Source organism: Pseudomonas extremorientalis, from assembly GCF_024584605.1.
GTDB classification, from domain to species: domain Bacteria; phylum Pseudomonadota; class Gammaproteobacteria; order Pseudomonadales; family Pseudomonadaceae; genus Aquipseudomonas; species Aquipseudomonas extremorientalis.
This window is the reverse complement of the sequence record NZ_CP089519.1, coordinates 4,836,711-4,856,334: the sequence shown is the minus strand read 5'-3', so window position 1 is coordinate 4,856,334 and position 19,624 is coordinate 4,836,711. Positions and strand designations below refer to the sequence as shown.

Sequence of the window (19,624 nt, the reverse complement as noted above, 5' to 3'; positions counted from 1 at the left end):
ATGACTATCTTGGTAATCGCAGAACACGACAACAAAGTGCTGGCCCCGGCCACCCTGAACACCGTGGCTGCCGCTGCGAAAATCGGTGGTGATATCCACGTATTGGTTGCAGGCCAGGGCGCTGGCGCGGTGGCTGAAGCCGCTGCGAAAGTCGCTGGCGTGAGCAAAGTACTGGTCGCCGACAACGCGGCCTATGCTCACCAACTGCCGGAAAACGTTGCGCCCCTGGTTGCAGAGCTGGGCGCTGGCTACAGCCACATCCTGGCTGCCGCCACCTCCAACGGCAAAAACATCCTGCCACGCGTTGCCGCGCAGCTGGACGTTGACCAGATCTCCGAGATCATCTCGGTCGAAAGCGCAGACACCTTCAAGCGCCCGATCTATGCCGGTAACGCTATCGCTACCGTACAGTCCAACGCTTCGGTCAAAGTCATCACCGTGCGTGCCACCGGTTTCGACCCGGTTGCCGCTGAAGGTGGTTCGGCTGCCGTTGAAGCCGTCGCCGCTGCCCACGACGCTGGCACCTCCAGCTTTGTAGGCGAAGAGCTGGCCAAGTCGGACCGTCCTGAGCTGACCGCTGCCAAGATCGTCGTTTCCGGCGGCCGTGGCATGCAGAACGGTGACAACTTCAAGCACCTGTACGCCCTGGCCGACAAGCTGGGCGCTGCGGTCGGCGCTTCCCGCGCGGCCGTCGACGCAGGTTTCGTACCCAACGACATGCAGGTCGGCCAGACCGGCAAGATCGTTGCGCCACAGCTGTACATCGCCGTCGGTATCTCTGGCGCGATCCAGCACTTGGCCGGTATGAAGGACTCCAAAGTGATCGTTGCGATCAACAAGGACGAAGAAGCACCGATCTTCCAAGTGGCTGATTACGGCCTGGTGGCGGACTTGTTCGAAGCCGTCCCTGAGTTGGAGAAGCTGGTCTAATCCAGTCGCTTCACTTATAAAGAGCCCGGTCCTAGTGACCGGGCTTTTTTTTGACTTGCTGGAGACACACGCCATGGAATTGCGCCCCTGGGCTGTACTGCTGGGCCTCACACTGCTGCCGAGCCTGGCGCTGGCCGCCGGCAAATGCGACCGCCTGGTGATCACCGGCAGCCCGGACGCGCCGCCCTTGCTCTGGCGTGACCCGCAAGACCCCACGCACCTGATCGGCGCCACCGCCGACGTGCTGCAACAGGTGGGCAAGGACCTCGGGTTGAAAATCGACCTGCTCTATGGCGGCAAACGCTCGCTGGCCCTGGATGAGGTGCGCAGCGGGCGCATGGATATCCTCGCCGATGCGCCGCTGAACCTGGGCGAGCTGGAAACCCTCGACTACATCCACCCGGCCCTGGTGCAGCTCGACTATCTGGTGTGGACGCGCAAGGATTCAGCGCTGGTCTACACCACGGCGGCCGACCTGCACGGGCACAAAGGCGCGGTGTCGGAACGTGCGCGCTTGAGTGCCGCCTTCGAGACCTTCGCCGGCCAGCAATTGAGCCTGCAACGCCTGGCGTCCCTGACGCCGGCGTTCCAGAAGCTGCTGCTGGGAGAGGTCGACTATGTCCTCGCGGGACGCTATTCCGGCATGGCGATGGCGCAGACCCTGGGCATGAGCAACGACCTGATCGCCCGCGACGTGCCCGTCGATCAGCCGGGCCTGTACCTGGCGATTTCCCACAACTCGGCCTGCAACGATCCGTGGTTGCGCGGACAGCTCGCCAAAAAGATGACAGAATTGCCCGGGTCTGGTGTGACGGAAGCCGCGTTGCAGCGCAATCTGGAACGTTGGAAAGCGCAATTGCAACAACCCGTCGGCACCCCAACAAAGTAGGGATTTTCAGTGACTCTTCGACCTCTTTTCGCGGCCCTCGCCGTTGTCGCTCTGGCGGGATGTGCAGCTGATCCTGCGCCGAATGAACAAATTCGCCTCACTCAGCAAGCCCTGGAGCAAGCCAGCGCCGTTGGCGCCAACCCCGATGAATCGCCCGAACTGAAACTGGCCGAAGAGAAATTCGCCCGGGCCAAGTCGAGCATGGCTGACCAGTCCTACAAAAATGCACGCATGCGCTTTGAGCAAGCCGAGTTGGACGCGCGGCTGGCAGAAGCCAAAGTGTTGACCCGCAAGAGCCAGGAGCAGTTGAACGTGCTCAACACCCGCATCACTCGCCTGCGCAAGCAACTGCAGTTGGGGGAAGCCCAATGAGTCCGATGATCCGTGGTTTGAGCTGTGCGCTGCTGTTGGGCACTGCTGTATTGGGCGGTTGTGCCAGCCATCCCGACAGCGAACAGGCCCTGCAACAGGCCGGGAATGATTTCCAGAAGGTCAAGGAAGACGCCAATGTGTTGCGCTTTGCGCCCAAGGACGTGATCCGCGCCGGTGAGTCCCTGGCCCGTGCCGACCGCTTGTCCAGCTACTGGGGCAGCGGTGCCGACGTGGTGCATTACGCCTATTTGAGCCAGCGCTATAGCGCCATTGCCCGCGAACACACCGAACAGGCGCTCAACCAGGAGCGCGGCGCCAAGCTCGAACTGGAGCGCCAGCGCCTGCAACTGGCCTTGCGCGAAAGCAAGCTGAGCAGCGTACAGCAGCAGGGCAAATGGCTTGAAGAACAGATCGCCAGCCTGACCACCACCCAGACCGATCGTGGCCTGGTGATGACCCTGGGCGATGTGCTGTTCGACACCGGTGACGCCGAGCTGAAGAACTCGGCCAACCGTACAGTGCTCAAGATCGTGCAGTTCTTGCAACTGAACCCCAAGCGTGTGGTGCGTATCGAGGGCTACGCCGATAACACCGGCGGCGAGCAGGAAAACCTCAAGCTGTCCCGCGACCGCGCGCAGTCGGTGGCTGATGTGCTGGTCGACCTGGGCATCGACGAAAAACGCATCCAGGTGGAAGGGTATGGCGACCAGTACCCGGTGGAGGCCAATGCCTCCGAGCGGGGCAGGGCACAGAACCGTCGCGTTGAAATCGTTTTCTCCGACGAAAAAGGCCAACTCGGCGCCGCCCGTTAGGCGCCAGGCACAAATCAAAAGTGTGGGAGGGGCTTGCCCCCTCCCACATTTTTTTGGTGTGCACCTTCACAGTTTTACTGTCACTACAACGCGCGCTCGACTATTGTGGCAACTGTCCCCGTACACTTCTAAACTGTGCCGGTATGTTTCACACAAAAATAAAATACCCGTGAAATCGAGTGCTGCGTCATGACCAATCTGTTGCTTTACCAACGTATCGCCCAGCAGCTGGCTGAGGATATCCGGCGCGGTGTCTATCAACCGGGCGAGCGCGTGCCGTCGGTGCGCAAGATGAGTTCGCAGTTGAACGTCAGCCACGCGACGGTGTTGCAGGCCTATGCCAACCTGGAAGACCAGGGGCTGATCCGGGCGCGGCCACAGTCCGGCTATTACGTGCACCAGACGCCAGCACTCACGGCGCCGACGCCGGATATTGCACGGGTCGAGCGCCCTGGGTTGGTCACCCGCAGCAGCATCATTCAACAGGTATTGGGCGAGTCGCGTCGCGAGGGAGTGTTTCCGTTGGGCGCCGCGGTGCCGAGCGTGGACTACCTGCCTGTACGCGCCCTGCACCAGCAACTGGCCAAGGTCACGCGCTTCCAGAGCCCACGGGCGTTCAGCTACATGTTCAGCCCCGGTTTCGAACCGCTGCGCCGCCAAGTGGCGATCCGCATGCGCGATGCGGGTGTGGTGGTGGACCCGTCCGAAGTGGTGATCACCCACGGTTGTGTCGACGCGTTGCAGATGTCCCTGCGGGTGCTGACGCGGCCGGGCGACCTGATAGCCGCTGAATCGCCGACCTATTACGGGTTGCTGCAACTGGCCGATCTGTTGGGCCTCAAGGTCATCGAGATTCCCAGCGACCCGTCCACCGGCATGAGCCTGGAGGCCCTGCAGCTGGCGGCCAACCAATGGTCGATCAAGGCCCTGGTGCTGACCACGCGCCTGAGCAACCCGCTGGGCGGCACGATGCCCGAGGAACGGCAGAAACAGTTACTGCGCCTGGCCTCGGACTTCGACATCCAGATTGTCGAGGACGATATCTACGGCGAGCTGATGTTCGAACTGGGCCGCACCAAGGCGCTGAAAGCCTATGACCGCCTGGATCGGGTCATCTATTGCTCGAGCTTTTCCAAGACGCTGTCCCCCGGTGTGCGCATTGGCTGGATGATCGCCGGCAAGTATCAGCAGGAGATCCAGCGCCTGCAGATGTTCAGCACCCACTCCGCGTGCAGTGTCACGCAGATGGGCGTTGCGGCTTACCTGGAAAATGGCGGCTACGACCGGCATCTGCGTTACATCCGCCAGGAGTACCGCAAGAACCTCAGCGCCTTTCAACTGGCCGTGCAGCAGTATTTCCCGGAAGGCACTCAGATGACCCGTCCGACGGGCGGCTTCATCCTGTGGGTCAGTTTGCCTGGAAGGGTCAATACCCAGGAACTGCACGTGCGCGCACTGCAACAGGGCATCAGTATTGCGCCGGGTCTGATCTTCAGTAACACGGAGCAGTTCAATCACTGTATTCGCCTCAACTGCGGCACCCCGTGGAACCGCGAGGCAGAGCGGGCGCTGATGACGTTGGGGATGCTGGCCAGCCAGTTATGCCAGGAAACGGCAGCAGGACTGTGACGCTCGGAAAGGGGACAAATCCTATAGCGCGCTGATCACCGTGCTTGTCATGCCGCGCACAACAAGCGAGCATATGGCCCTCTGCCGTTAATGCTGTAGGCGATATGACCTGTATTTTTCGCGCTGTTCTGGTAATTGGCCTGTTAAGCCTGTGCAACGTCGGCACAGTGCTGGCGGCAGCCCCTGTGAGCGAAACCAAGCCAGCCGCCAGTAACGAGCAGAAGACCCCCGCGAAAAAACCGGCTCCCGTAAAAAAAGCGCCAGCGGTGAAGAAACCCACCGCCGCCGCCAAAAAACGTGCAGCCAGCAAGTCCAAGGCATCTCGCGAGGTGACGCAGACACAATTGCCACCGGCACAGTTGGACCTGTCCTTGCCGTCGGATATGGTCAGGCACTTGCAGCCTATCGGCACCATGCCCAAACCCAAAAGTGTGCCCTTGCTGCCGCCGATGTTCGGTGAGAAGCCCGCCGACAACAGCGCCTTCCAGATCAACGGCCGTCTGCTCAGCAACGAAATGAAGCTGCAACTGCGCAACGAAGAACGACGCGAAGTGGAAGGCGCCGCGCTGGAGTTCGAGTTCAAGCAGTAAACTTTTCCCGCAAACGTGACGCGTGCCCTCGACCATCTGTCGCAGACTGGTCAGTCACTTTTGTTTTCTGCGAAAAACCCCTGTTAACCCATTTTAAAACGGCTGTTTTAGGGCGTACTCTAGCCCCGCCATCCACATTGAGTCGTCGAGGACTTGCTGGTCATGAATTGCCGTGAAGGCTGTGGCGCTTGCTGCATCGCCCCCTCCATCAGTTCGCCATTACCGGGCATGCCACAAGGCAAGCCCGCCGGCGAACGCTGCTTGCACCTGTCGGTCGAACAACTATGCCTGCTGTTCGGCCAGCCGGAGCGACCGGCGGTGTGCAGTGATTTCAAGGCAGATCTCGAGGTCTGCGGCACCGACCAGGCCGATGCGATCCGCTTGATCGGCTGGTGGGAGCAGATGACGGCGGCTTGATGGGCTTTACTATCGGAACTTCAACAATAAGGAATACAACAATGGGTTCGCTGAAACGAATGGCTGTGTTGTGCGGTTTTACAGTGTTGTTTGCTGCCACTGCCCAGGCTGAGGATTGGCAAGTCGCCAAGGACGAAGACGGTATCAAGGTGTCCCTGAGCGAAATTGCCGGCTCCAAGTACAAGGCGTATCGCGGGGTCACCACGATCAAGGCGCCGGTGGCCAAGATTGTCGCGCTGCAGGAAGACGTTGCCGGTGCGTGCGCCTGGATCCACGAATGCAAGTCCCAGAAACTGGTCGACAAGAAGGGCGACGAGAGCTGGACCTACACCCAATTCAAAGCGCCGTTCCCTGTGACGGATCGTGACTCTTACCTGCATATCACCACGACCAAGGCCGCCGATGGCACGTTGACTCGTAAACTTGAAGGTGTCCCCACCTACAAGCCTGAAGAAAAAGGCTACGTGCGCGTCGCCCAGGTCGACGGCTTCTGGAAACTGGTGCCCAAAGGCGACAACCTGACCGAAGTCACCTACCAGGTGCACACCGAGCCTGGCGGCAGCGTGCCCTCGTGGTTGGCCAACAAGTTTGTGGTGGACGCCCCGTTCAACACCTTGAAAGCCTTGAAACAACACGCAGAAAAATAACTGCAGCTGATCCGGTGCCTCCGGCCTTGAGTGGAACGTTTGTCCAGCGCTCAAGGTCCAGATACGTGTAAGCCCACATATGGGTTTTATCGAGGAGGCACCGATGCAAACGTGGCAAATTACCTTCGTTGATGATCACGGCGTGCAGTCCGTGGAGCAGTTCACCTGCGAACACAAGCCCAGCCTCGAAGACGCTGCGCGCATGATTCGCAACAAGCTGGTGCCCGTCGCCGCCGAACTGGACCTCAATGACCTGGAGGGCCGCAAGCCCGAGCCGACGGTCAAGATCCTCAAAGACCAGAACAGTATCCAGATCCTCGACATCTCTCCCGCCGCCTGAACATTCCCTGTAAGCCATCCAAGCGCCTCTGGTGGAGGTGATAGCTTCGCGCTACTCTGCAAACGAGATCAGCGAATGAATCGCTAGTTCTGGTCTTGTCAGCTACATGCTTGTTTTCCAGCGGTGATGTTGTTGCCGTAGTCCCCACGCCATTGCGGCGTGGGCTTCGGGAAGCACGGAAAGTCTATCCATCAATTCGAGGAGCACTTTTCATGAGCACAGCCTATCAAGAAGACATCAGCACCAACGTTCTGCGCCGCATGAAAGAAGGCGGCTTCGACTTTTCGCGTTTTCACCCCATCGAGTTCTACGCCATTTTCCCGGATGAGGAACGGGCGCGCAGGGCTGCGGGTGAGTTTCGCGGGGAATCCCTGAATGCCCAGGTGAGTGCGCGCGACGATGGCGCCTGGTACCTGGAACTGAGCAAAGTCATGTTTGCGACCTACGACGGCATAGGAGACTTCGAGCAAGACTTCGGGGCGGTGGTCGAGCCGCTGGGTGGGATCATCGAAGGATGGGGCGTGAAGCAGGAGGTGCGTGGGTTACCCATGTAGCGACTTGAAGTATGAGAAACACAGCGTATCGGCTGACCTTTGGGTCGGCCGATTTTGTTTGTGAGGTGGGAAAATTACTCGGAACTTGCGCGCTATTTTTATGCACCAAAAAAAAGGCCACCCATGAGGGTGGCTTAAAGGGAAGAGCGGAGCGCTGAAGGCAGTTCAGCAGATGGGGCCGATTATCCGCAGCCTGCGCCGGGCAGTGAAATCAACTCTGACTATGCTGTTGATAGTCAAAGCCCGCATTGCGATGAAGCGTCGGGCAGTGCACCGGGCATTCTGCGCACCAGGACGGTGCGAGCAGATTGCGTGGTTAATTCAACTCACTGATTTCTAAGTGTTTATGCCGCTGGCACGGGCCTTGCGACGGTTCTTTCGCCCGGGTGACAAGGAGTTCGGCATGATCCGCACTTATTACGATGAAATGTACGATGGGGCAGGCCAGGTCCGACCGCATTACCGCGAGTTCGCCCGCTGGCTGGCCGAAACCCCGCCTGAACTGCTGGCCCAGCGCCGGCGCGAAGCCGATTTGCTGTTTCACCGCGCCGGGATCACCTTCACCCTCTACGGGGACGAGCAGGGCACCGAGCGCCTGATTCCCTTCGACACCATCCCGCGCAGCATTCCCGCCAGCGAATGGCGGATTGTCGAGCGCGGCTGCATCCAGCGGGTCAAGGCGCTGAACATGTTTCTCGCCGACCTGTATCACGAGCAACGCATCATCAAGGCCGGGATCATTCCTGCCGAACAGGTGCTGGCCAACGAGCAATACCAGCTGGCAATGCAGGGCCTGGACCTGCACCGCGACCTGTATTCCCACATCTCCGGCGTCGACCTCGTACGCGATGGAGACGGTACGTACTACGTGCTCGAAGACAACCTGCGTACGCCCAGCGGCGTCAGCTATATGCTCGAAGACCGCAAGATGATGATGCGCCTGTTCCCCGAACTGTTCGCTGCCCAGCGCATCGCGCCTATCGATCACTACCCCAACCTGTTGCTCGACACCCTGAAAAGCTCAAGCCCCCTGGATAACCCCAGCGTGGTGGTATTGACGCCGGGTCGCTTTAACAGCGCGTTCTTTGAGCATGCCTTTCTCGCCCGTGAGATGGGGGTGGAACTGGTGGAAGGCGCCGACCTGTTCGTGCGTGATGATCGCGTCTTCATGCGCACGACCGATGGGCCAAAGGCCGTGGATGTGATCTACCGTCGCCTCGACGATGCGTTTCTCGACCCCCTGGCCTTCGACCCGGACTCCATGCTCGGCGTGCCCGGCCTGCTCGCGGCTTATCGCTGCGGGAATGTGGTGCTGGCCAATGCCATCGGCACCGGGGTGGCGGATGACAAGTCGGTGTACCCCTTCGTCACCGAGATGATCCGTTTTTACCTGGATGAAGAACCGATCCTGAAGAATGTTCCGACCTTCCAGTGCCGTAAGCCCGACGAACTGTCCCACGTGCTCGCCAACCTGCCGGACCTGGTGGTGAAGGAAACCCAGGGCTCCGGCGGCTACGGCATGCTGGTAGGCCCGGCGTCCACGGCAGCGGAAATCGAAGCCTTCCGTGCGCGTATCAAGGCCAAGCCCCACGCCTATATCGCCCAGCCGACCCTGTGTTTATCCACCTGCCCGACCTTTGTCGAAAACGGCATTGCGCCGCGCCATATCGACCTGCGCCCATTTGTGTTGTCCGGCAAGGAGACCCGTGTAGTCCCCGGTGGCCTGACCCGCGTGGCCTTGCGCGAAGGCTCGCTGGTGGTCAACTCGTCCCAGGGCGGCGGCACCAAAGACACTTGGGTGGTCGAGGAATGATGCCATGTTGAGTAGAACTGCCTCGGATCTGTACTGGATGTCGCGCTACCTGGAGCGTGCCGAAAACCTCGCACGCATGCTCGACGTCAGCTACTCGCTGTCACTCATGCCCCAGGATGGGCGCGGCGATGGCCTGCATGAACTGGCCATGCCGTTGTTGATTACCGGCACCCTGGAGGATTACCACGAGCGTCACGGCCAGTTGCACGCCGAACGCCTGTTGCACTTTTTTGCGCTGGACGCGGCCAACCCGGCCAGCATCTACAGTTGTCTCGGTGCGGCGCGGGCCAGCGCCCATGCCGTGCGTGGGCGAATTACCGCGGATATGTGGGAAAACATCAACGCCACCTGGCTGGATATTCGCGATATCGCCCAGCAGGGCCTCAGCCGTTATGGCATGAGCCGGTTCTGTGAGTGGGTCAAGGAACGCTCCCATCTGTTCCGTGGCGCCACCTACGGCACCATCATGCGCAACGACGCCTTCCGGTTTATCCGCCTGGGCACTTTTATCGAGCGCGCCGACAACACGCTGCGCCTGTTGGACGCCCGCTATGAAATGGCCGGTGACCGCGCCGAGCCTGTCACCGATGGCACGGCCCACGCCTACTATCAATGGAGTGCCTTGCTGCGCGCCTTGTCGTCGTTCGAGGCCTACACCGAGATTTATCGCGATGCGCCTGGCGCCCGGCAAGTCGCCGAGTTGCTGCTGTTGCGCGCCGATGTGCCACGCTCGTTGCGTGCCTGCAGTGAAGAGATCGACCAGATCCTCGCCAGCCTGCCCGGCATCAACGGCCGCCCGGCCCAGCGCCTGGCTGCCGAGATGGATGCGCGCCTGCGCTTTACCGCCATCGATGAAATCCTTGAGGAAGGCCTGCACGCCTGGCTGACCGACTTTATCCCTTTGGTCCGCCAGTTGGGCGACGCCATCTACACTTCCTACCTGGAGGCGGCATGAGACTCTCCATCAGCCACGAAACCACCTACCATTATGAAGACCAGGTGCGCGCCAGCATCCAGTACCTGCGCCTCACGCCCCATGACAGCGAGCGCCAGCACGTGCTCAGTTGGCAACTCGACCTGCCGCGCCCGGTGCGTGCCCAGGTGGACCCGTTCGGCAACATCCTGCATGTGTTGACCCTGGATGAGCCCCACGACGCCATCATCATTGGCGCGCGTGGTCAGGTGGATATTGACGAGCTGCGTGAGGCCGAGCACGAGAGCCAATCGGCGTTCCCGTTCCTGCGGTGCACCCGCCTGACCGAACCTGATGACGCCTTGCGTGGTTTTGCCGAACAGCACTGCCATCAACGGCGCGACCGCACGGCGTTGATCGACTTGATGCACGCGCTGAACCAGGCGATGGCCTACACACCTGGCGCGACCGAAGTCGACACCTGCGCCGCCCAGGCCTTCGCCGGCCGGGCGGGCGTGTGCCAGGACCACACCCACGCGTTCCTGGCCTGTGCGCGTAGCCTGGGCATTCCTGCGCGGTATGTGTCGGGGTATTTATACACCGAGGACAGCACGCACCTGGCCAGCCACGCCTGGGCCGAAGCCTGGCTGGATGACGCCTGGTACAGTTTTGACGTGACCAACCAACTGGCCCGCCCGGAGCGGCATTTGAAGCTGGCGGTGGGGCTGGATTACCTCGATGCTTGCCCGGTGCGCGGCATGCGCCGGGGCGGTGGGCATGAGCAGATGCATGCCAAGGTGTTCGTGGCGCCGACGCCGGTGATTTCCGTCCAGCAGCAATGATAGGGTCGCGGCGAGCGGGGTGTCGTGGCGTTCACCACCGGATGTTTAAGGTTGCTGTTTACGCCCGGCCATATGCTTCAAATACCCCACCAACAGATCCAGCTCACCGTCCGGCAACACGCTGGCCGCGAACGCCGGCATCTTCGCCTGCGGCCAATGCCGCAAACTCTGTGGGTCGCGGATATAGCGCTTGAGGAAATCACCGCCAAAATACTCGGTGGGGTTGTAGGGGATATTCAGGTCCGGTCCCACCTGGGCGTCTCCGGCGCCATTGAGGCGGTGGCATGCCAGACAGTTTTTCTGGAACAGGGCAAAACCCTGGTTGATCGGGTCGTTGGCCGCCAGCTTCGGATCCGGCAACAACGCCGGAAAACGCACCGCCACTGTCTTCAACTGCTTGATCGCGGAAATCTGGAATGGCCACTGCTCAGGGCTGATAGCCCCGGCTTGCGGGTTGGTCCACACCAAGTAGAACGGCCCTGCACCGGGTTTGCCATCTGCCAACGCCGGCCATGGTTGAGCAGGATCCTCCACCGCCAGCCAGGCGCGTGCACCCTGGTGTTCCAGCAACGGCGCGGCGGTGAGTTCGGCGGCGAACCCATCCAGGGCCACCGCTTGCACGTGGCTCTCGGGTTTCAAGCCAGGTAGGAGTACGGCTAGCGGCACTGCGCGATAACTCATGCTGCGCTTGTAGGAGACGTCATCGGCGATCTGCACCGTCTGCGCTTGCGGGTGCTTGAGCAAGTCGGCGGTCTGCCAGGTCTTGCGGGAGTGGTCGAGTTCGATGGTCAATTGGGCCGCCGCAGTGGGGAGGCTGATGAGCAAGGCGAGGAGGGCAAGGATGGCTTTCAAGAAAGGGCCCGGTGTCGAGTGGCGATGCTGCTCACGATACCGCAAATCTGCACGCAAAAAGACAGCCCCTGCAGGACCGCTATGCGCAATGTCCTTGCAGGCGCTGCCAAAAACTGCAGACCCGGTGCTGTGAATGCACGGCATGTGGGCGTGGAGGTGTCACCCAATAACCTTGGTTAAATTGGGCAAGATCAGAATCAGTGTGGTGGCGAACAGAATGAGTCCCGCCTGACGTACTTTCGAATGTTTGAACATGGCTGACTGCCTTTTGTTGTTATTCCTGAGCGTCAAATGCGTGCCGGTTTTATTTCAGTATGGCGAGATGACGTGTCGCTTTTCTTACAGTTGCTCCAGCAAAACCCGGCAGCAACTTCCTACTGATTCAACCTTAGAGGCCTTGTTCTTCGCGGCTTAGACTCATTTCGTATCAGCTAATCAGCATTTCTGCTTAAAAAGGCATGAGGCATATCGCCATCTTGGCGCCAATGCCTTGGCTAGACAGCTAAAACGATTAATCAGGGGATTACCTTAGGTACCTACCGTTCGTCCGAGCGAGGGGGTCAAAAGCAATGAGCGCATCCGTCATTGAAACCGTGTCAATCGGGCCTAAGGTAGGGCACACATGCACACTGGTTCGAGGACGTCATGACCCAAGCGTTGATCTTTGATGCAATACGCACCCCACGTGGCAAAGGCAAGCCGGACGGTGCCTTGCACAGCGTCAAGCCGGTGAACCTGGTGGCCGGCCTGCTCACCGCGCTGGCCCGACGCAGTGACCTCGACACTCATCAAGTGCACGACATCGTGCTCGGCTGCGTGACCCCGGTAGGCGACCAGGGCGCCGACATCGCCAAGACCGCGGCGCTGGTGGCGGACTGGGACATCAGCGTCGCCGGCGTGCAGGTCAACCGCTTCTGCGCGTCGGGCCTGGAGGCGGTGAACCTGGGGGCGATGAAAGTCCGCTCCGGCTTCGAGGACCTGGTGGTGGTCGGCGGTGTCGAGTCCATGTCCCGCGTGCCCATGGGCAGTGACGGCGGCGCCTGGGTGCTCGACCCGCAGACCAATATGCACAGTCACTTCACCCCACAGGGCATTGGCGCGGACCTGATCGCCACCCTGGAAGGTTTCACCCGCGAGGACGTCGACGCCTTTGCCCTGCATTCGCAGCAGAAAGCGGCGAGGGCGCGTGCAGACGGTGCCTTCAACAAGTCGCTGATCGCGGTTCAGGACCAGAACGGCATCGTGCTGCTGGACCATGACGAATTCATTCGCGGCGACTCCACCCTTGAAGGCCTCGGCAAGCTCAAGCCGAGTTTCGAAATGATGGGGCAGATGGGCTTCGATGCCACCGCGTTGCGGGTCTACAGCCATGTAGAGCGCATCCATCACGTACACACCCCCGGCAACAGTTCCGGCATCGTCGACGGGGCGGCGCTGATGTTGATCGGCTCCGAAGCCAAGGGGCGTGAACTGGGCCTGCAACCCAGGGCACGTATCGTTGCCACGGCGGTCACCAGTACCGATCCGACCATCATGCTCACCGGTCCTGCGCCCGCCACGCGCAAGGCCCTGGCCAAGGCCGGCCTGCGCGTCGAAGACATCGACCTGTTCGAGGTCAACGAAGCGTTTGCCTCGGTGGTGCTCAAGTTCATCAAGGACATGGGCATCGACGCCGCACGTGTGAACGTCAACGGCGGCTCGATTGCCATGGGGCACCCGTTGGGAGCGACCGGCTGCGCGATCCTCGGCACCCTGCTCGACGAACTCGAAGTACGCCAGCAGCGCTATGGCCTGGCCACCCTGTGTGTTGGCGGTGGCATGGGCATCGCCACCATTATCGAACGCCTCTGAGCCAAGGAATTTGTCATGACCCAAGCCATTCGTTACGAAAAAGGCCAGGACGGCATCGTGGTGCTGACCCTCGACATGCCCGGCCAAAGCGCCAACACCATGAACGGCGTATACCGCGCGGCCATGGCGGCCACGGTCGAACGCCTGGAGACGGAAAGGGACAGCATCGCCGGCGTCGTCATCACCTCGGCGAAGAAAACGTTTTTTGCCGGTGGCGATCTCAATGAACTGATCAAGGTCGACAAGGCCCACGCCAAGGATTTCTATGACGGTGTGCGGGTGTTGAAAGCGCAACTGCGGCGCCTGGAAACCCTCGGTAAGCCCGTGGTGGCCGCCATCAACGGTGCGGCACTCGGGGGCGGCTGGGAGATTTGCCTGGCATGCCATTACCGCGTCGCGCTGGACGACAAGTCGGTGCAGTTGGGCTTGCCGGAAGTCACCCTGGGCCTGCTGCCGGGGGGCGGCGGGGTGGTGCGCATGGTGCGTATGCTGGGGCTGGAAAAGGCCTTGCCGTATTTGCTCGAAGGCAAGAAAGTGCGGCCGCAACAGGCGCTGCAAGCCGGCTTGATCAACGAACTGGCGGCGGATCGCGATGAGTTGCTGGCCAAGTCCCGCGCCTGGATTCTGGCCAATCCGGACGCCAGGCAACCGTGGGACAACAAGGCCTACCAGATTCCAGGCGGCACCCCTTCGAACCCAAAAGTTGCACAGATGCTGGCAATTGCGCCGTCGATTTTGCGCAGTAAAACCAACGGCTGTTTCCCCGCCCCGGAGAAAATTCTCTGTGCGGCCGTCGAAGGCGCCCAGGTAGACTTCGACACCGCGCACCTGATCGAAACCCGTTACTTCACCGAGTTGGTGACGGGGCAGGTGGCAAAAAACATGATCGGCACCTTCTGGTTCCAGCTTAACGAGATCAACGCCGGCAGCTCGAGGCCGCAAGGGTTTGCGCCGTATATCACGCGTAAAGTCGGCGTGCTCGGTGCGGGGATGATGGGGGCGGGTATTGCCTATGTCAGCGCCAGTGCAGGCATCGAGGTGGTGCTCAAGGACATCAACCTGGCGGCCGCCGAGAAGGGCAAGGTGCATTCGGCGGTGCTGCTGGACAAGAAGGTCAGCCGTGGGCAGTTGACCGCCGAGCAGCGGGAAACCATTTTGGCGCGGATTCTTCCTACGGCCTCTGATACTGACCTGGCAGGCTGTGACCTGATCATCGAGGCGGTGTTCGAAGACCGCGAACTCAAGGCCAGGGTCTCGGCCGCTGCGCAAAGCGTGGTCGGCGCCGAGGCCGTAATCGCCTCCAACACCTCCACCTTGCCCATCAGCGGCCTGGCCACGGCGGTGCCGGATCAGGCCAGCTTCATTGGCCTGCACTTCTTCAGCCCGGTGGACAAGATGCCGCTGGTGGAAATCATCAAGGGCGCACGCACCAGCGACGAAACCCTGGCCCGGGGTTTCGATTTCGTCCTGCAAATCAAGAAAACCCCGATCGTGGTCAATGACAGCCGTGGCTTCTTCACTTCACGGGTGTTCGGCACCTTTACTAACGAAGGCATTGCCATGCTCGGTGAGGGCGTGGCCGCGCCGATGATCGAGACCGAAGCGCGCAAGGCCGGCATGCCGGTGGGGCCGTTGGCGGTGTCTGACGAAGTGTCCCTCAGCCTGATGAGCCATATCCGGCAGCAGACGGCCAAGGACTTGCAGGCGGAGGGCAAGGCGCTGCCTGCGCACCCGGCGACGGCGGTGATCGATCTGTTGGTCAATGAATACAAGCGGCTGGGCAAGGCGGCGGGAGGCGGTTTCTATGAGTACCCCAGCGGCGGGCAAAAGTACCTGTGGCCAGAGTTGAAAAGCCGCTTTGAGCGACCCGACCAACGCATCTCTGCGCAGGATGTACGCGACCGCCTGCTGTTTATCCAGGCCATCGAGACGGTGCGCTGTGTGGAGGAGGGGGTGTTGATGTCCACGGCGGACGCGAACGTGGGGTCTGTTTTCGGCATTGGTTTCGCGGCCTGGAGCGGTGGCGCGCTGCAGTTCATCAACCAATACGGCTTGAACGACTTTGTTGCCCGCGCCCGCTATCTGGCGCAGCAGTATGGCGAACGTTTCACGCCGCCGGCGCTGTTGCTGGAGAAAGCGGCGCAGGGTGAAGTGTTCCGGTGAAGCTGGGGGGCTTGCCTTGAAGGGGTATTTCAAGGCAGGCTCTGGGGGTGTGCAATATTCCCATCACCGTGTCAGGTATTTTTTATGTCGCTACGCGTCTGTATCCTGGAAACCGATATCCTGCGTCCAGGCTTGATCGATCAATACCAAGGGTACGGGCAGATGTTCAAGCGCCTGTTCGCCAAGCAGCCGATTCCCGCCGAGTTCGTGGTGTACAACGTGGTGAACGGTGAATACCCCTCGGACGACGAAGTCTTCGACGCGTACCTGGTCACCGGCAGCAAAGCCGACTCCTTCGGCACTGACCCATGGATCCAGACCCTCAAGACCTACCTGCTCGACCGTTACGAGCGTGGCGACAAGCTGCTCGGCATCTGCTTCGGTCATCAGTTGCTGGCACTGTTGCTGGGCGGCAAGACCGAGCGCGCCGGCCAGGGCTGGGGCATGGGCATTCACGACTACCAACTGGATGCCAAGGCCCCGTGGATGAGCCCTGAAGTACCGGAATTGACCCTATTGATCAGCCATCAGGACCAGGTCACCACGTTGCCGGAGAATGCCACGGTCATCGCCTCCAGCGCTTTTTGCCCGTTCGCGGCGTACCACATCGGTGACCAGGTGCTGTGTTTCCAGGGCCACCCGGAATTTGTCCATGATTATTCTCGCGAGTTGCTGGAGATTCTCCAGACAACCCTGGGCGAAAAAGTCTATACGAACGGCGTGGCCAGCCTCGAGCGCGACCACCACGGTGCAACCGTGGCGGAATGGATGATGCGGTTTGTGGCGCACAAATCCTAAAGCCAACCCGACCGTTTGAAACTGGCCCACAATGCCGTGCAACCCGTCGCAATAAACCCGAGTACCGCAAAGTAGCCGTAGTGCCATTGCAGCTCGGGCATGTTCTGGAAGTTCATCCCGTAAATCCCCGCCACTGCGGTGGGGAACGCCAGGATCGCCGCCCATGCGGCAAACTTGCGCTGCACCACGCTCTGGCGCGAAGCCTCCAATAACACACCGATTTCGATGGTCTGGCTGGCGATATCGCGCAGGGTGGTCAGGTCTTCCATCTGCCGCGTCACGTGAATCTGCACGTCACGGAAATACGGGCGCATGTTCTTGTCGATGAACGGGAAGCTGAGCTTCTGCAACTCCTGGCTGATCTCCACCATCGGCGCCACATAACGCTTGAGTCGCAACACGTCGCGGCGCAGGCCATGGATCTTCTGGATATCCCGCTCGCTCAGCGAACTGCACAACACGTTGCGCTCCAGCTCATCGATCTCGGCATGGATCGCTTCGCTCACCGGCTGGTAGTTTTCGGTGACGAAATCCAGCAGCGCATACAGTACGAAATCTTCCCCATGCTCCAGCAACAGCGGCCGCGCCTCACAACGCTGGCGCACAAAGCCGTAGGACGCCGAGTGCCCATTGCGCGCGGTGATGATGTAGCCGTTGCCGGCAAAGATATGCGTCTCGATAAACTCCAGCTTGCCGTTCTCGCGCACCGGCGAGTAGGTGACGATAAACAGCGCATCGCCAAAGGTTTCCAGCTTGGGGCGGCTGTGTTTTTCCAGGGCGTCTTCGATGGCCAGTTCATGCAGGTTGAACTGGCGTTGCAGGTTGGCCAGCTCCCGGGCGTCGGGTTCTTCCAGGCCTATCCATACAAAGTGATCGGGTTTGGCGGCCCAGGCCGCGCCTTCATCGAGAGTGATATCCGTGACTTTCTTACCGGCGCTGTAGACGGCGGCCGCAACAACTCTACCCATGGTGCTGATCGCTTCTTATTGGGAGGACAAGTGTTGGGCAGCTTAGCCTGAATGGCGTTCCGTCGTTGCGTCGAGCTTTTTGTAGTGTGCGAGCTTGCTCGCGCTGGGGGGCGAAGCGCCTCCAAGCGGTGTTCAGGCTGCCCGCAACTCGCGGTCCATCTCGTCAATACAGGCTTGCATCTGCGCATGACACGCCTGCATCAACGCCGGGATGTCATCCGAGGTCAGGCCAACGGTAGGAATTGGCGGCAGCGACCGTATGAGCACATCCCCACTGTTCCAGCGATTGAGCTGCATTTGCGTGACGTAATTGCTGACACACACCTGCACAATCGGCACACCCGCCGCAATCGCCATATGGAACGCACCTTTCTTGAACGGCAGCAATCCTTTGCCCAGGTTGCGCGTGCCTTCCGGGAACACCCAGATCGAGGTGTCTTCATGCTGCAACGTGTGGGTGGTGGTGAGCATCGCGCGGCGTGCCTTGTGCGCATTGCCCCGGTCAATCAACACATTGCCCGCCAGCCAGAACAACTGGCCGAACAGCGGCACCCACTTCAGGCTTTTCTTGGCGATGCACACCGTGCGGTGGGGCACCACGGTGCCGAACACAAACAGGTCATAGTTGGATTGGTGGTTGGCGATGATCACGCAGGTGCCGGGCTTGTTGCGCAGCGAGTCCACATCGGCCTTCACCTTGAGCCGCAGGATCCACATGGCCGGCAGCGCGTACAGGCGTGCGCACAGGCGACTGTTGTCCGGGTTGAACGGCCGGCACACACCAACCAGCACGCCGAGCACGCCGGCAAGCATAAAGTGCAGGCTCATCAACAACATACGCAACAGGAAAAGCATCGACACGGCCTACCGGGACAAAAGTTGGCGCAGTGTACGGTTGTGCACTGTATTCGGCAATTATCCCGGTAGAGGTAGGAGATAGCCGATGTTTAAGCGCATGTTTCAACATCTGTCGATACAGGCAAGCTAGAGCGGCTGAAGATGATTCGGAATTGGTTGTAAGAAAAAGCCCGACGCAAGGTCGGGCTTCGGTGTATCAGGCGTAGGGCTTAACTCAGTATATGCCCCTGGTCCTGGATGATGGCGTCGTCCAAGGCTTCCAACAGTTCTTTACGGACTTTCAACTTGGTGTGCTTGTGGGCGTTCATGTTGAGCTTCTTCAACTGACGCGCCGCTTCCAGCGCCGCCGCGTGCAGCTCTTCCGGTGCCACCACCTTGTCGAGGAAGCCCGCTTGCAACGCGCCCTGCGGGTCAAACATCTCGGCATTGATCACCGAACGATGGAACGCCGACTTGCGCAGGCGATCCCGCGCCAACTCGATACCGGCGTGGTGCATGGTCATGCCAATCGCCACCTCGTTCAGGCCAATGCTGAACGGGCCTTCCACGCCAATCCGATAATCCGCCGACAACAGCAGGAAGGCACCCTTGGCCACCGCATGGCCAGGGCACGCCACAATCACCGGGAACGGGTGCGACAACAGGCGACGCGCCAACGTCGAACCGGACGTCACCAGGCTGATCGCCTCTTTAGGGCCGGCGGTCATCACCTTCAAATCATAACCACCCGACAAAATCCCCGGCGTACCGGTGATCACCACCACCGCCCGGTCCTTCTCCGCCTGGTCCAGCGCTTCATTAAACGCACTGACCACCGCCGGAGAAATGGCATTCACCTTGCCGTTGCTCAAGGTCAGGGTCACGATACCGTCTTCGAGGTGGTAGGCAATCAACTCACTCATGACGCGGTTCCTTGTAGGACTTGTTATAGAAGAATGCAGCAGACGTTACCCACCACGCCCGCCCCGGTAAAGCGCTGTGACTGACTGGCCAGTCAGGGTTTTCCCCTGCACAGCGCATCGGAATGCCTGGGGCAGGGCACAATCGCCACCCCAGACACCTACCGCCAATGCCTGAGAATGGCACAATCAACGCCCCTTGCCGGGCGGTGAGCGGCATAACCGGCTAAGCGCATGAATATTCTGAAAAAAACCTTTGCCATCAGAAAGGCTTTCGACTACATTAGCGCGCCTCGACAGACTGAACTGGTTTGACGAGATACGGTGAAGTGTCCGAGTGGCTTAAGGAGCACGCCTGGAAAGTGTGTATACAAGAAATTGTATCGAGAGTTCGAATCTCTCCTTCACCGCCACATTCTTGAAGAAATCCCGCGAGTTAGACGCTCAGCGGGATTTTTTTTGCCCGCGATTTCGCAGCCTACCCCCA

General features: G+C 60.4%; 20 protein-coding genes and 1 tRNA gene. 17 read left to right on the top strand and 4 right to left on the bottom strand.

All coding sequences use genetic code 11. The features are described 5' to 3' along the window. The 13 genes from LUU92_RS21785 (at window position 1) to LUU92_RS21725 (ending at window position 10,748) form a co-directional block, all read left to right on the top strand. Window positions 1-930, top strand: a complete 930-nt coding sequence (locus tag LUU92_RS21785) for an electron transfer flavoprotein subunit alpha/FixB family protein (RefSeq protein WP_058427425.1) — start codon at window positions 1-3, stop codon at window positions 928-930. Between the two features lie 73 nt (window positions 931-1,003). Continuing rightward, window positions 1,004-1,819 (top strand): substrate-binding periplasmic protein, encoded by an 816-nt coding sequence (locus LUU92_RS21780; protein ID WP_071491447.1) that lies wholly within the window; start codon window positions 1,004-1,006, stop codon window positions 1,817-1,819. 9 nt (window positions 1,820-1,828) lie between these two features. Continuing rightward, on the top strand, window positions 1,829-2,191 hold the full coding sequence (locus LUU92_RS21775) for a DUF4398 domain-containing protein (RefSeq protein WP_058427423.1): 363 nt from the start codon (window positions 1,829-1,831) through the stop codon (window positions 2,189-2,191). Beyond that, window positions 2,188-3,003: an OmpA family protein gene (locus tag LUU92_RS21770; protein ID WP_071491446.1), complete on the top strand. Its 816-nt coding sequence runs from the start codon at window positions 2,188-2,190 to the stop codon at window positions 3,001-3,003. Before LUU92_RS21775 ends, LUU92_RS21770 begins: the two co-directional genes overlap by 4 nt. A gap of 189 nt (window positions 3,004-3,192) precedes the next feature. Continuing rightward, window positions 3,193-4,632, top strand: coding sequence for an aminotransferase-like domain-containing protein (locus LUU92_RS21765; protein WP_015885400.1), 1,440 nt, complete (start codon window positions 3,193-3,195; stop codon window positions 4,630-4,632). 104 nt (window positions 4,633-4,736) lie between these two features. Then, window positions 4,737-5,222 (top strand): hypothetical protein, encoded by a 486-nt coding sequence (locus LUU92_RS21760; RefSeq protein WP_058427420.1) that lies wholly within the window; start codon window positions 4,737-4,739, stop codon window positions 5,220-5,222. 162 nt (window positions 5,223-5,384) lie between these two features. Beyond that, on the top strand, window positions 5,385-5,639 hold the full coding sequence (locus LUU92_RS21755) for a YkgJ family cysteine cluster protein (protein ID WP_071491547.1): 255 nt from the start codon (window positions 5,385-5,387) through the stop codon (window positions 5,637-5,639). A gap of 41 nt (window positions 5,640-5,680) precedes the next feature. Then, on the top strand, window positions 5,681-6,286 hold the full coding sequence (locus tag LUU92_RS21750; RefSeq protein WP_071491444.1) for an START domain-containing protein: 606 nt from the start codon (window positions 5,681-5,683) through the stop codon (window positions 6,284-6,286). 103 nt (window positions 6,287-6,389) lie between these two features. Beyond that, on the top strand, window positions 6,390-6,626 hold the full coding sequence (locus LUU92_RS21745; RefSeq protein WP_071491443.1) for a hypothetical protein: 237 nt from the start codon (window positions 6,390-6,392) through the stop codon (window positions 6,624-6,626). Window positions 6,627-6,838: 212 nt separating this feature from the next. Beyond that, a complete protein-coding gene (locus LUU92_RS21740; RefSeq protein WP_058427416.1) occupies window positions 6,839-7,180 on the top strand; it encodes a ribonuclease E inhibitor RraB in 342 nt (113 codons plus the stop codon). A gap of 403 nt (window positions 7,181-7,583) precedes the next feature. Continuing rightward, window positions 7,584-8,993: a circularly permuted type 2 ATP-grasp protein gene (locus LUU92_RS21735; protein WP_257102638.1), complete on the top strand. Its 1,410-nt coding sequence runs from the start codon at window positions 7,584-7,586 to the stop codon at window positions 8,991-8,993. 4 nt (window positions 8,994-8,997) lie between these two features. Then, complete coding sequence (locus tag LUU92_RS21730; protein WP_257102637.1) at window positions 8,998-9,948, top strand: alpha-E domain-containing protein; 951 nt, start codon at window positions 8,998-9,000, stop codon at window positions 9,946-9,948. Next, a complete protein-coding gene (locus LUU92_RS21725) occupies window positions 9,945-10,748 on the top strand; it encodes a transglutaminase family protein (RefSeq protein WP_093128108.1) in 804 nt (267 codons plus the stop codon). Before LUU92_RS21730 ends, LUU92_RS21725 begins: the two co-directional genes overlap by 4 nt. Before the next feature lie 45 nt (window positions 10,749-10,793). Here LUU92_RS21725 and LUU92_RS21720 read toward each other — a convergent pair whose 3' ends face one another. After that, entirely contained in the window at window positions 10,794-11,600 is an 807-nt protein-coding gene (locus LUU92_RS21720) for a c-type cytochrome (RefSeq protein WP_257102636.1), read from the bottom strand. Between the two features lie 645 nt (window positions 11,601-12,245). Here LUU92_RS21720 and LUU92_RS21715 point away from each other — a divergent pair. The 3 genes from LUU92_RS21715 to LUU92_RS21705 all read left to right on the top strand — a co-directional run bounded on the left by LUU92_RS21715 (window position 12,246) and on the right by LUU92_RS21705 (window position 16,412). Further along, window positions 12,246-13,451, top strand: coding sequence for an acetyl-CoA C-acetyltransferase (locus LUU92_RS21715; RefSeq protein WP_257102635.1), 1,206 nt, complete (start codon window positions 12,246-12,248; stop codon window positions 13,449-13,451). A 15-nt stretch (window positions 13,452-13,466) separates the two neighbouring features. Beyond that, window positions 13,467-15,614, top strand: coding sequence for a 3-hydroxyacyl-CoA dehydrogenase NAD-binding domain-containing protein (locus LUU92_RS21710; RefSeq protein WP_257102634.1), 2,148 nt, complete (start codon window positions 13,467-13,469; stop codon window positions 15,612-15,614). Between the two features lie 84 nt (window positions 15,615-15,698). Beyond that, the gene (locus LUU92_RS21705) at window positions 15,699-16,412 is read left to right on the top strand and encodes an amidotransferase (protein ID WP_071491436.1); all 714 of its coding nucleotides are present in this window, start codon (window positions 15,699-15,701) and stop codon (window positions 16,410-16,412) included. Here LUU92_RS21705 and LUU92_RS21700 read toward each other — a convergent pair. The 3 genes from LUU92_RS21700 to LUU92_RS21690 all read right to left on the bottom strand — a co-directional run bounded on the left by LUU92_RS21700 (window position 16,409) and on the right by LUU92_RS21690 (window position 19,140). Continuing rightward, window positions 16,409-17,380 (bottom strand): magnesium and cobalt transport protein CorA, encoded by a 972-nt coding sequence (locus LUU92_RS21700; protein WP_092242626.1) that lies wholly within the window; start codon window positions 17,378-17,380, stop codon window positions 16,409-16,411. The genes LUU92_RS21705 and LUU92_RS21700 overlap by 4 nt on opposite strands. Window positions 17,381-17,512: 132 nt before the next feature. Further along, a complete protein-coding gene (locus LUU92_RS21695; protein ID WP_257102633.1) occupies window positions 17,513-18,235 on the bottom strand; it encodes a lysophospholipid acyltransferase family protein in 723 nt (240 codons plus the stop codon). A gap of 212 nt (window positions 18,236-18,447) precedes the next feature. Beyond that, window positions 18,448-19,140, bottom strand: a complete 693-nt coding sequence (locus LUU92_RS21690; RefSeq protein WP_257102632.1) for a crotonase/enoyl-CoA hydratase family protein — start codon at window positions 19,138-19,140, stop codon at window positions 18,448-18,450. A gap of 320 nt (window positions 19,141-19,460) precedes the next feature. Between LUU92_RS21690 and LUU92_RS21685 the strand changes: the two genes are divergently transcribed. Continuing rightward, window positions 19,461-19,550: transfer RNA gene (locus LUU92_RS21685), tRNA-Ser, on the top strand. Window positions 19,551-19,624 lie beyond the last annotated feature (74 nt).

Coding starts and splice junctions, on each gene's coding strand:
- LUU92_RS21785 (WP_058427425.1), top strand. CDS start 1: ATGACTATCTTGGTAATCGCAGAACACGACAACAAAGTGCTGGCCCCG.
- LUU92_RS21780 (WP_071491447.1), top strand. CDS start 1,004: ATGGAATTGCGCCCCTGGGCTGTACTGCTGGGCCTCACACTGCTGCCG.
- LUU92_RS21770 (WP_071491446.1), top strand. CDS start 2,188: ATGAGTCCGATGATCCGTGGTTTGAGCTGTGCGCTGCTGTTGGGCACT.
- LUU92_RS21765 (WP_015885400.1), top strand. CDS start 3,193: ATGACCAATCTGTTGCTTTACCAACGTATCGCCCAGCAGCTGGCTGAG.
- LUU92_RS21760 (WP_058427420.1), top strand. CDS start 4,737: ATGACCTGTATTTTTCGCGCTGTTCTGGTAATTGGCCTGTTAAGCCTG.
- LUU92_RS21755 (WP_071491547.1), top strand. CDS start 5,385: ATGAATTGCCGTGAAGGCTGTGGCGCTTGCTGCATCGCCCCCTCCATC.
- LUU92_RS21750 (WP_071491444.1), top strand. CDS start 5,681: ATGGGTTCGCTGAAACGAATGGCTGTGTTGTGCGGTTTTACAGTGTTG.
- LUU92_RS21745 (WP_071491443.1), top strand. CDS start 6,390: ATGCAAACGTGGCAAATTACCTTCGTTGATGATCACGGCGTGCAGTCC.
- LUU92_RS21740 (WP_058427416.1), top strand. CDS start 6,839: ATGAGCACAGCCTATCAAGAAGACATCAGCACCAACGTTCTGCGCCGC.
- LUU92_RS21735 (WP_257102638.1), top strand. CDS start 7,584: ATGATCCGCACTTATTACGATGAAATGTACGATGGGGCAGGCCAGGTC.
- LUU92_RS21730 (WP_257102637.1), top strand. CDS start 8,998: ATGTTGAGTAGAACTGCCTCGGATCTGTACTGGATGTCGCGCTACCTG.
- LUU92_RS21725 (WP_093128108.1), top strand. CDS start 9,945: ATGAGACTCTCCATCAGCCACGAAACCACCTACCATTATGAAGACCAG.
- LUU92_RS21715 (WP_257102635.1), top strand. CDS start 12,246: ATGACCCAAGCGTTGATCTTTGATGCAATACGCACCCCACGTGGCAAA.
- LUU92_RS21710 (WP_257102634.1), top strand. CDS start 13,467: ATGACCCAAGCCATTCGTTACGAAAAAGGCCAGGACGGCATCGTGGTG.
- LUU92_RS21705 (WP_071491436.1), top strand. CDS start 15,699: ATGTCGCTACGCGTCTGTATCCTGGAAACCGATATCCTGCGTCCAGGC.
- LUU92_RS21700 (WP_092242626.1), bottom strand. CDS start 17,380: ATGGGTAGAGTTGTTGCGGCCGCCGTCTACAGCGCCGGTAAGAAAGTC.
- LUU92_RS21695 (WP_257102633.1), bottom strand. CDS start 18,235: ATGCTTTTCCTGTTGCGTATGTTGTTGATGAGCCTGCACTTTATGCTT.
- LUU92_RS21690 (WP_257102632.1), bottom strand. CDS start 19,140: ATGAGTGAGTTGATTGCCTACCACCTCGAAGACGGTATCGTGACCCTG.